Genomic DNA, 12024 nt, shown 5'->3' with positions numbered 1-12024 from the left:
TCCCTTAAATATTTTTCTATACTAAATTTTTGAATTCTTGAATTAATTTATTTTTCAATTCAAGCAAATCTTGACTAATTATTTTCACTTCACCCAATACTGGCATAAAGTTAGTATCTCCATTCCATCTTGGTACAAGATGAAAATGTAAATGTGTATGAATACCGGCGCCGGCTGCTTTGCCTATATTTGCACCAAAATTAAACCCTTGTGGTGAAATTAAATTTCTTAATGCTATAATTGAAATTTTATTTAGAGAAGTAATTTCACTTAATTCTTCATTTGTAAGTTCTGTATAATCTGATAAATGACGATAAGGAATTATCATCAAATGTCCATTATTATAAGGATAAAGATTTAGCATTACAAAACATAATTTCCCCTTATAAACTAACAGGCATTCATCATGATCAATGTTTTGATTCTCAATTCCACAGAAAACACAACTTTCATCATCCTTTGCATTTTTAAATGAATCAATATAATTTGAACGCCAAGGTGACCACATTTTTTCCAATTTATTTCTCACTAAAAAAAGAGGTTGTTCCAAATTAACGAAACAACCTCAGATATTTTAAATATAATTTTGACTATTCTTCTTGCTTAGATTTATTATATTCTTCAATAACTTTTGCTTCAACATCTTTTGGAACAGGTTCATAATGCGAAAATTCACGACTGTGAATTCCTCTGCCAGATGTTAAACTTCTTAATTGAGTTGAATATTTATATAAATCTGCCAAAGGAACTTTTGCTTTAATGATTTGGAAAGGTCCTTCGGAATCCATTCCAGAAATTTTTCCACGTCTGCTAGAAATATCTCCCATAACATCACCCATGAATTCTTCCGGGACTTTAATCGATAAATCATAAATTGGTTCAAGTAAAACCGGATTAGCTGCCAAAAATCCTTTTTTAAAAGCTTGCGAACCAGCAATTTTAAATGATACTTCGTCAGAATCTACGTTGTGAAAATTACCATCAAATAAAGTTACTTTAATATCAACTACTTTACTTCCGGTTAAAATTCCTTTTTCCATCAATTCTCTAATTCCCTTTTCAACAGCTGGAATAAATCTACCAGGAATTACACCGCCTACAATTGCATTTACAAATTCAAAACCTCCACCTTGTGGCATTGGTTCAACTTTAATAAATACATGACCAAATTGCCCGCGACCACCAGATTGTTTTTTATGCTTATATTCTGCATTTTCGCAAATTCCTCTGACAGTCTCTCGATATGGAATTTTTGGTTCAACTAAATCAACTTCAACTTTATATCGATCTTTCAAAAGTTTTGTTGCTAAAGTTAATTGCAATTCTCCTTGACCAGAAATAATAGTTTGAGACAATTCCGGATCAAATTTTACTTGAAGTGTTGGATCTTCTTCGTGTACTGTATGTAATCCGGAAGAAATTTTATCTTCATCACCTTTTGATTTTGGAATTACAGCACCTCTGATAACCGGATTGGGAAATTCAATGTGAGGTAAAATTATTCCTAATTCTTTACTGCATAATGTATTATTTGTATGAGTATCTTTTAATTTTACAACAGCACCAATATCACCAGCTAAAAGTTCTGAAACTTCTGCTCGATTGTGTCCGTTAAGAACGTATAATTGACCAAGTCTTTCTGGTTTATTTCTTTCTTCATTAAATAAATCCAAACCGGGAGTTAATTTTCCAGAATAAACTTTGAAAACAGAAAGTTCTCCAACATGTGCTTCTGATAAAGATTTAAATACTAATAAAGCTGGTTCGCCCTTTGGATCACATTTTATATCAACCGTTTGATCAGAACCTACTTTTATTGCGGGAACTGGTTTTCTATCGCATGGAGCTGGTAAGTATTCAACAACAAAATCAGCAAAATCTGAAAGTCCAGCACCTTTTTCAGCAGAAACTGCAAATAAAGGAATTAAACTTCTGGAAATAATTGCATTCTTCAAACCTTTTGCAAAATCCTCATCACTTAACGTACCTTCTTCAAAAAATTTATTCATTAATTCTTCAGTAGATTCAGCAACTTTTTCTAATAATTCTTCTCTTAACTTTTCAGCTTTTTCTTTTAGATTTGCTGGAATTTCTTCTTCGGTAACTTTTTTAGATTTTGCATCTCCAAAAGTTATTTTTTTCATTTTGATTACATCGATTATCGAATTAAAATTTGTTCCTTCGTTAACCGGGAAACTAACAACTGCAATATCATGGCTCAATCTTTCTTTTGCAACTTCAACAGTTTTATCAAAATTTGAATGTTCATTATCAACTTTGTTTACCATAACTGCAGCTGGTAATTGTAATTTTTGAATATATTCCCAAGCCGATTCAGTTCCAACTTCAACACCTTCCATTCCTTTAAGAACTACAATTGCAGTATCTACAACATGAAGACTTGATTTAACTGCACCAATAAAATCGGAATAACCGGGAGCATCTAATAAATTGATTTTTGTGTTTTTCCAAATTAAGTGTAATGCGGAAGCAGAAATTGATATTTGTCTTTCAATTTCGTTAGGATTAAAATCTGATGTTGTAGTACCTTCGGCTATTGTTCCAATTCTGTTAATTTCACCAGCAGAAAAAAGTAAAAATTCTGATAAGGAAGTTTTTCCACTTCCACCATGACCAACGAATGCAATATTTCTTATTGCATCAGGAGTAAAAGCACTCAAAATGCCTCCAAATATTTTGTGTTATTGTTCAGCAATTAATTATATAATTTTCTCCAGAATGCAGAAACACCTTTAGAAATTGCAGTTATATTGTTTAGCAAATCTTGAATTGGATTTCTTACAAAGTTATTGTCATTTCTAAAGGAAAATTTTGAAACTGTATTTCGAACATTTTGGATTGTATTACTTATATCGAATACTCTTTTTTCGGTTTCCTCACTAATTTTTACAACTTTCTCCGTAATTATTGTGAGGTTTTGTAATATTGGTTCAAGTCGATTATTTAAAACATCGATATCATCTTGAACCATATCTAAAGTATTATATATCTTCTTTAATGCAAATATTAAATAGATTCCAACAATTATCGCTATAATTATAAGAATCACTAATAAAACATCTAAGACTGTCATATTTTAAGATTCTCGTTCTGTTTTATATGTTTCAACGCCGGCTTTTATCGCACTTTTTAGTTTATCGCCTTCTTTTTCGAATTTTTCTTTTCCGGTTTCAACCATTTCTTTTGTTTTCGATTTTGCATCGTGAACAATTTTTTCGGCTTCGGCTAACAAACTATCTACTTTTTCTTTAGCATCAGAAATAAGTTTTTCTGATTTTTTTTTTCCATCATTTATTAGTGAGTTAGCTTTTCCTTTTGCTTGTTCTAAATATTCTTCAGCACCATTTAGAAATTCATCCGATTTCTCTTTAAGTTCGCCGCGTAATTCACGTCCGGATTTTGGAGCAAACAATAATCCTAATACTGACCCAATTATTGTTCCGGTTAAAAGTCCTAAAATAAGTCCTTTACTCATTCCATTTTCATCACTCATTTTATCCTCCAGTTTTGTTTATTATTAAATTTTATAATATTATCAAAATAACTAAGAATCAAGTTAAATATAAATATTTACAGAAACGTAAAAATTTTAGTTTTTATAATTTTTTTATTCTTTTGTAAGTAAATAAATAAACTTAAAAAACCAATTAATATTGGAATCCACAAAGTGAAAATTCTTATTAAAATTGTAACTGCCGCAGAATTCCCAATATTTATTCCATTCTTTATCATCAAATAAGTTAAAGAACTTTCTGTTGTTCCAATTCCACCTGGCAACATACTTACAGAACCCAAAATAATTGCCATTAAATATATAGAAGCTGCCTTAAGGACAATTATATCGCTTATAAAATTACTTAGAATTATGTAAAAACAAAAGATTTCAGTTATCCAAGCTAAAATACTTATTATGTATATTTTAGGATTAATTAACATTTTTTGGTTTTCAACCAGAGCATCAATTTTGTTTTCATTAATTTTCAAGAATTTTATTTTTCTTAATTTATCAAAAAATGTTCTGAATATTTTTTTATTGAAGATAAAAATTATTAGTAAAAAATTTGTGATTATTAGTAACACATTAATTTCAATACTTTCCCAAAGGTAAATCAGAAATATCGATTCGAGAAAAATTAAAGTTAAAAATTCACTAAATCTTTCTGCAAAAATTATTGGAATTGAATTTACATATTCAATATCATGATTTGTTTTTAAGAAATAAGATTTTATAATTTCACCAAATTTTCCGGGTGAAATACTCATTATTTGACCTAACCCAAAAATTAAAACTGAATCAGAAATAGAGATATTTTTAACTTTTGATTTTAACAAAATTTGCCATCTAAAAAATTTTAAAACAAGAATAAATTGTGATATAAAAAATCCAAGAATCAAATTTGATTTAGAAACTTTAGTAAGTGAACTTAAAAATTTTTGATAATCAGAAAAGAAAATAAGTATTAAGTAAATGAGGAAAGAAAAAAATAAAGTTAGAATTATATTTTTTTTTAGATTTGGCAAATTTTATTTGAAATTTTCTAATGCTCTAAAAATTTTCGCAATCGGAAAACCCATAACATTATTATAACAACCGTTAATTTTTTTTACAAATAAAGTACCAAAATCATCTTGAATTCCGTAAGCTCCAGCTTTATCCATTGGACTTCCAGAATTAATATATTCTCGAATTTGTTTTTCAGATAATTCGTAAAAAGTAACTTTAGTTTTTTCGTATTCTGTAAAAATAATTTTTGATTTTACATCACAAATTGCAAAACCAGTATAAACGATGTGAGTCTTTCCACTCAACTTTATTAAAATTTTCTCGGCATCATTTTTATCAATTGGTTTTCCGATGATTTCATTATTTAGCACTACAATTGTATCCGCAGAAATTACAATTCCTTCACAAATTTTCTCTAAAGCTTTTTCACATTTTTCTTTTGCAAGTCTTTTTACGTTTATTAAAGGTGTATGATTTTTATTAATTACTTCTTCATGTTCAATAGAAATATGGTGAAAACTAATACCTAAAGAATGCAGCATTTTTTTTCTTCTTGGTGAATTAGAAGCTAAATAAAGTGGAGCACTAAGATTTAACATAAAATGAAAAAAAGAAGAGTTTATCTGAAAAGAGCTTTAATACTTCCCCAAGTTCTTTTAACGCCAGATACTTTATCATGAACAACTTGTGTGTTCATAACAACTTGAGATTTATTTCCGGCATTATCAACTAAAACTAAACCATAAGCATAAAATGAACCGGAAGTTTTATATGCATTTTCATCAACAAATGAATATTCGGAATTATTTCCTTTTGCATCAACTGTTGCAATTGGAGTAAGATTGTCTTTGTCTTTGCCTCTTAAAATTTCAAATTCCTTTACATTTTCTTCAACTATTGTCTGCCAAGTAAGAGTTATAGAATCACCGTTACTTTTTGCAACGAAAGAATCAATCAAAGTTCCGCCAATTGTCGTTGAAAGAATTAAAAGAAATGTAATTAATATTTTTGATGAAATTTTCATGATTTTAAAATAAGTCAGTTTGTAATATAATGCAAGAAAATAATCGTAAATAAAAATATTTTTTTAATGCAATAAATAGGAAAAAAATTATGCTTTCAATAAAAATAAATAAAAATGATTTTAATCACACAAGAAATTTGTTATTTTAAAGTTTAGAACACATGTATTCATTTTGTCTTGATTTTCTTTATCAATATTATTTAACTTATTTTTTTATTTTTTTGATTTGGAAAGGAGTTAGCATGGTAAGAAAATTCACAAAGTCATTTTTTCTATTTTTAATTTTTTCAAATCTTATTTTCTCACAAAGTTTTGACGGAACTTGGTCTGTTGAATATGTTACATCAGATAGTCCGGATTCGCTTAACAGTATTGGGTATAATGTTATTTCTGTTGGAGTAATTTCTGAGGATTCCTTTGTTGCATTAGTAAATAGGGGAAGCGCAAATGCTCATTACTTAGTTGGATTTAAAAATGCTGGTAAAAATAGCGGAAGACTTGGAAATGTTCCTTATCAACAAGTTGATTTTAGAACAAAATGGTTAAGCGGATTTGACCAAGAATTTCTGTTTGATGCAAATGATATTGCAGCTAAGGGAAACTTAGTTTATGTTCCAAATAATGATACAAATAGTAATAGTATTTTAACTTTTGAATTAAAAGATGATAGCATTTATACTTATCCTCAGAGATATAAAATAGATGAATATATATGGGCAATTGATGTTGACGATAATGGAAGAATTTATGTTACAAAAACCGGCGATTCAACAAAAGCTGGCTCAGTAATAATTTTTGAAAATCCGGATGTTGCGCCAAAATGGGTTTCTAATGGCAAACAAGGGAAAATATTACAAGAGTTTACTCTTCCGGACATTGGTTCACCAAGAGGAATTACCGCAAATAATGATGGCACAATCTTATACGTTAGCAATTGGGATGAAAATAAAATTTATTGCTACATTGGCGATCCCGTAAATGGTTATACTTTATATGATGGATTTGATTTCCAAGTTGAAAGTGAGTTTATTACTCCAGATACAACAAGCGGTTCTTTAAAAGTTGGACCTTTCGGAATTCAATATATGCCGGGGAAAAATTTATTGTTTGTTGCTCATGATGCGGATTTTGTTTCCGGTGATAATAGAGGATATGCATATGGAAAAATTTTCATTGCAAACCCAAATACTGGTGAAGTTTTAGATACAATTGATGCCGCAAAATGGAATTTCTTAATTGAAGGTAGATACAATAATCATAATCCAGCAAATAATGCATCCGGATATACATCAAATTATGCTGTAGATTTTGATGAAAATAATAATATTTATACTCAATCTTGGTTTGGCTGGACAGTTGATAAATGGAATTACTCGGCTGAATTACCAACGATAGAAATTACAATTACTGATATACAAATTGATTATAATTTTATACCCAACCAAATTGAATTAAAACAAAATTATCCAAATCCATTTAACCCAAGTACAACAATAGAATTTTCACTAAACACACAACACGAAGTTTCACTTAAAATATATAATATTACCGGTGAACTAGTTACTGACTTATTGAAGAATAAAATTCTAGAGCAAGGAAATTACAAATTAACATTTGATGCTTCAAAATTTGTTTCCGGAACATATATTTATCAACTTCAGGTTGGATTAAAAACATTTTCTAATAAAATGATATTAATTAAGTAACTTTACACATTCACAAACTAAAGGAGGCAAAATGAGAAAATTCAATTTTACATTTCTCATAATTTCAACATTACTTCTTTCATCTGTTTTGTTTGCTCAAACAGATATCTTCAAAAGAAGTGCACTAATTCCGAATGACACCCTAGATGTTGGCGGTTGGGGTGAAGCAATTGTCGGTGTAGATTTCGATGGTGATGGATTAAAAGAAATCTATGGCGTTTCAAATGATTGGTCTGATCTTGCAGGTTTAGATTGGGTCCCTAGAATTTATAAATATGAAAACAGCGGCTCAGGTTGGGAAGTAGTCTGGTCAACAAGATTACCATTAGAAGGTCAAAATACTTGGCCACCTCTTGCTGCTGGCGATTGGGATAAAGACGGTAAAATGGAAATTATATGGGGACCAGTTAATAATTTTAGTGCCGGCGATTCAATTTATACTCGTGTAATTGTATTTGAATCCAAAGGTGATGGTTCTGACGAAATGGGCGTTGATAATGGAGATGGAACTTTTAAACCAAATGCTTCTTGGACGATTATTGACGCACCAAATTATAATTTAAGACCATTTAAATGGCATTTAACAGATGTTGATTCCGATGGAACGGAAGAAATTGTTTTTGGAGCGAGAGCTGGTGCCGAAAGATTCGGAGTAATTTCTGTTGATAATATTCCGGATGATGCTGATGGTTCTGAAACTTTTACACTTGAAGTTAGTGCTCTATCCGATACTAATTTTGTTGTTGATGCCGGAACTATTTATGATATCGCAGTTGTTGATAGTGTTATACTTCTAATCCATAGCAATGGAAATGTAACCCCGGTTGTTTATTCAAATGGCAGCTATACAACAGAACCTGTTCTTACTGGTTTTGTTCCAACAGGTTCTTGGAAATCATCAGTTACAGTTGATATTAACAATGATGGAGTTAAAGAAGTATTAGTTTCCGGTTGGGGAGCAGGAAATCAAAATGTTATGTTACTTCAAGTAGAAAACGGTAATTATTCAGCAACTAAAATTGCAAATATGTCGTCATTTATTGGTGCTGGTGGACAACTTTATGGTGGTGACGCTGGTGACATTGACGGAGATGGAAATCTTGATTTAATTGTTGGTACTCGCGGCGGAAGCCCAAATAACGGAGTTTATAGAGTTGAATATCAAGGCGGAAGTATAACTGATCCCGCAAATTATTACATCTCAAGAATTGATGAATTACTTTATGCAAGTGGTGGTCGTTTAGATGTAATTAGAGTTGGCAATTTAGACGCTGATGCAGACTTGGAAGTAGTTTATTCCGGAATACCAGCAACTGGACTAATTCCTCTTGTTATACTTGATAGATATCCAGTAGATAATCTTCTTACAATTGGTGAAGCAAAAGTTGATGAAAATTCTGACTTTATTCCAGATAATGTTGATCAAACAGTAACAGTATCCGGGGTTGTTCTTAATAAATCATTAGATCTTAACAGTATGCAGGTATTTATTCAAGATGCAACTGGTGGTCTACAATTATTTTCAAATGGAAATCCTGGACCAGATTTGAACGTTGGCGATAGAGTAGTTGCAACTGGAAAAGTTGCACAATACAGAGGTTTAAATGAAGTTATGATTACTGATCCTGCTGTTGATATAACTCTTGTTGATTCTGGCAGGGTTGTATTAGCAAAATCACTAACTATTGATGCTTATCTTGAAAATGCAGAAATGTACGAAGGAACATTAATAAAAATTTCAGGTGTTACAAAAACTGCCGAATCGCCTGCATGGCCAGCTTCCGGAAGTAATGCAAATTTAACTTTATGGACAGGATATGGTTCAACTTTGATTGGTAGAGTTGATAAAGAAACAGATGTAGATGAAGGTGCAGAACCAACATGGCCAATTTCTGCTGTTGGTGTAGCTACTCAATTTACATCTGCATCAAGTGTTTATAACGACGGATATCAAATTACATTCCTAAAATATTCAGATATTACTCAAAATGTTTCAGTTGCCCCACTTCCATATTTCGGATTATTAACTCCCGCAGATGGCGCAACTATTTCTATTACAGATTCTGCTGAAACATTTAATGTTGGTTGGGAAGCAGCAGTAGATTTAAATAATGATATCCTTGGATACCAATTTGTAGCTTTACCAGAAGTGTTTACAGCTCAATCACTTGAACCTTATATTACTGTTAATGCTACAGATATTTTAGGTTTAATGGCTGGCGCTGACTCAATTACTTTTGATTGGACAGTATTGGTTTTGGATGCTAATTCTCAAACAGCTGCAAGTATGGATACATTTACAGTAACATTTGTAAATGATATTACTCCGGTTGGTGTTGAGGAATTAATTCCATCAAGATTCTATGTTGATCAAAACTATCCTAATCCTTTTAACCCAACTACAACTATTAGTTTTGGTTTACCTGAACAAGCTGTTGTTGATTTAAGAGTTTATGATATTTTAGGAAGAGAAGTTGCAACAATCCTAAATAATAAATCATTGAAAGCCGGTAAATTCACATATAATTTTGATGCTTCAAACTTAGCAAGCGGAACTTATATTTACAGATTATCGAGCAATAATAATGTTGTTACAAAGAAAATGCTATTACTGAAATAAGTTTGCATTTTTAAGATTTGAAAGCCAGGCTAATTAGTCTGGCTTTTTTTTTGAATAATTCCAGTTATGTGAATTATTAGCGCAAAAAATAATCCAATAATCATTGGTTCAATATCGTTTAAAAATATTGAATAATTTTTTGATCTTAAAAAAATCCAAATTAAACTTGCAGATAATCCAAAAACGATTTCGGTAAATGCATATGAATTATTTATTCTGATATTTGAATAATATGCAGAAATTACTATTAAAATCATTCCGGGAATACAAATACTTCCAATTAAATACCAAAGTTGTACAACTGATTGAAAAAAATATGCAAAGACAACTGAAATAAATAACGAAAAGAAAATTCCCCATTTAGTAAATAAAACAATATTTCCCGAATTATTATTTTCACTAAAATTATATTTCAAAAAAAATCTATTTATAAATTTTTTATTACTTGATTTGCTACTATTATAGTTTTTTAAAATTCTTGTAACAAAATCAACGCTAAATGTTGTTGCACTCAAAAAAATAAAACTATTTAATGTTGATAAAACTGTTGCAATCATTGCGGCAAAAAAAATTCCTTTATATCCAGATGATAAAATTTCTTGTGCAAGATACGGAAAAGATAAAATCGGACTTTCTAAATTTGGCAAAATTGCTTTAGCGTATAATCCGGTTGTGTTTGTTAAAAAATCAAAAAGCATCCAAAATATAATTGAAATTATTATTCCTTTTTTTGCAACATTTCCGCTTTTTGCTGAATAACATCTTTGATGAAAACCGGGATCTGCAAATGTCCAAAGTGCAATTAAAAACCAAACAAAAATAAACGTTAGTGAAGTTCCACCGGTAATTTGCAAATGTTTTTCTGGTAAATTATTTATTAAAAAACTTATACCACCAAAGCTATTATTTGCGATTACAACAATTACTATAAATCCCAAAAACATTATAAAAAATGAAAATGCATCTGCCCAAATGTTTGCTTTATATCCGCCTTTAATCAAATAAATACTTGATGAAACCGCACTAATAATAAGTGCGAAGAAAATATCTATATCGAATATTATTTTTAAAATTTGAGCAAGCATTAAAAGATATGGTGCCGGAGAAACAAGTATAAAAATTAATAATGCGGAAATTAGACTAACTTTTTTGCCATAAATGTTTTCAAGCTTATCCGGAATAGTAAATAATTTTGCTTCTCTAATTTTTTCTGCAAAAGTTAAAGCAAAAATTAATGCGAAAATATAGTAAGGAACACCTTGCGTAAACCAACTTACTAACCCGTATTTATATGAAAATTCTCCAACTCCAAGAATACCACCATACCAAGTTGCAACATTCGTTAATACAAATAATACCAATCCAACTTTTCTTCCAGAAAGTAAATAATCTTCTTCATTTGAATTTGATTTTTTTTTATTCGATAAAAATCCTATTAAAATTATTCCAATCAGAAAAGCAATAATGATAAAAATATCTAATGAACTAAACGAGATCATATTTTATTAAAGTTTTTAAGTCTCGAACAACTAAAATTTTTCCATTACTAATTTTAAGTTTAATATTTTGTGCAACTGCCATATTACTTGTACTCTCCTTTTCGCCAAATGGAAGTGGAATATTTTTCAATTTATATTTCAATCCAACTGAAGTGATTTTTGTTAATGACTCGATTCCGTATAAAGAAATTGTTTCACCTATTTCTGTTTCAATATTTACAATTCCTGTATAAGCTTTTAAGATTGAATTTTTGTGCACAAGAGTGATTTTCATTTTATCGAAAAATTTTAGAACTATGCCAATATTGCACAATGAATGATCAAGTCTGTCTCCGGTTGCACCAAGTAAAACAATTTCATTATATTTTTTTTTGATTAGAAACTTTAATGCTTTTTCTACATCGGTATCATTTTGTCGTGATAATTTTATTATTTCCGATTTTCCTCTAAAATATTTTAAAGTTTCATTCGTTACTGAATCCAAATCACCAATAATAAAATCCGGAATTACTTTTATTTTTTTAGCTGAATTTGCTCCTCCATCAGCACAAATTATAGTTTTGTAACCCAACTTTTGAAAATATGAGATTATTTTTTTTGTTGGTTTATCACCGTTTGCTATTAAAATTGCTTTTTTCATAATATTTTTT

General features: G+C 29.8%; 11 protein-coding genes. 2 read left to right on the top strand and 9 right to left on the bottom strand.

Going from position 1 to position 12024, the window contains the following annotated elements; translation table 11 throughout:
- Positions 1 to 16: 16 nt before the first annotated feature.
- The 7 genes from IPM32_12325 to IPM32_12295 form a co-directional block, all read right to left on the bottom strand.
- The gene (locus IPM32_12325; protein MBK8946039.1) at positions 17 to 517 is read right to left on the bottom strand and encodes an HIT domain-containing protein; all 501 of its coding nucleotides are present in this window, start codon (positions 515 to 517) and stop codon (positions 17 to 19) included.
- 73 nt (positions 518 to 590) lie between these two features.
- On the bottom strand, positions 591 to 2681 hold the full coding sequence (gene fusA / locus IPM32_12320; GenBank protein MBK8946038.1) for an elongation factor G: 2091 nt from the start codon (positions 2679 to 2681) through the stop codon (positions 591 to 593).
- A gap of 35 nt (positions 2682 to 2716) precedes the next feature.
- On the bottom strand, positions 2717 to 3094 hold the full coding sequence (locus tag IPM32_12315) for a hypothetical protein (GenBank protein ID MBK8946037.1): 378 nt from the start codon (positions 3092 to 3094) through the stop codon (positions 2717 to 2719).
- Between the two features lie 3 nt (positions 3095 to 3097).
- Positions 3098 to 3514, bottom strand: a complete 417-nt coding sequence (locus IPM32_12310) for a YtxH domain-containing protein (GenBank protein ID MBK8946036.1) — start codon at positions 3512 to 3514, stop codon at positions 3098 to 3100.
- Between the two features lie 77 nt (positions 3515 to 3591).
- The gene (locus IPM32_12305; GenBank protein ID MBK8946035.1) at positions 3592 to 4542 is read right to left on the bottom strand and encodes a flippase-like domain-containing protein; all 951 of its coding nucleotides are present in this window, start codon (positions 4540 to 4542) and stop codon (positions 3592 to 3594) included.
- Positions 4543 to 4545: 3 nt separating this feature from the next.
- Positions 4546 to 5124 (bottom strand): septum formation protein Maf, encoded by a 579-nt coding sequence (gene maf, locus IPM32_12300; protein ID MBK8946034.1) that lies wholly within the window; start codon positions 5122 to 5124, stop codon positions 4546 to 4548.
- A 20-nt stretch (positions 5125 to 5144) separates the two neighbouring features.
- Positions 5145 to 5549 carry a hypothetical protein gene (locus IPM32_12295; GenBank protein MBK8946033.1) on the bottom strand — a complete coding sequence of 135 codons (405 nt, stop codon included), beginning with the start codon at positions 5547 to 5549 and terminating at the stop codon, positions 5145 to 5147.
- Between the two features lie 242 nt (positions 5550 to 5791).
- On the opposite strand from IPM32_12295, the gene IPM32_12290 reads away from it, so the two are divergent.
- Positions 5792 to 7255, top strand: coding sequence for a T9SS type A sorting domain-containing protein (locus IPM32_12290; protein ID MBK8946032.1), 1464 nt, complete (start codon positions 5792 to 5794; stop codon positions 7253 to 7255).
- Positions 7256 to 7286: 31 nt separating this feature from the next.
- Entirely contained in the window at positions 7287 to 9875 is a 2589-nt protein-coding gene (locus tag IPM32_12285) for a VCBS repeat-containing protein (GenBank protein MBK8946031.1), read from the top strand.
- A 29-nt stretch (positions 9876 to 9904) separates the two neighbouring features.
- On the opposite strand, the gene IPM32_12280 is transcribed toward IPM32_12285, so the two are convergent.
- Positions 9905 to 11374, bottom strand: a complete 1470-nt coding sequence (locus tag IPM32_12280) for a sodium:solute symporter family protein (protein ID MBK8946030.1) — start codon at positions 11372 to 11374, stop codon at positions 9905 to 9907.
- Positions 11361 to 12014 (bottom strand): thiamine diphosphokinase, encoded by a 654-nt coding sequence (locus IPM32_12275; GenBank protein ID MBK8946029.1) that lies wholly within the window; start codon positions 12012 to 12014, stop codon positions 11361 to 11363. The genes IPM32_12280 and IPM32_12275 overlap by 14 nt, the downstream gene beginning before the upstream one ends.
- Positions 12015 to 12024: the final 10 nt, after the last annotated feature.

It is taken from the genome of Ignavibacteriota bacterium (genome assembly GCA_016716225.1).
Classification (GTDB): Bacteria; Bacteroidota; Ignavibacteria; order Ignavibacteriales; family Melioribacteraceae.
The sequence above is the reverse complement of the archived record's forward strand: the minus strand, read 5'-3'. Positions and strand labels throughout refer to the sequence as shown.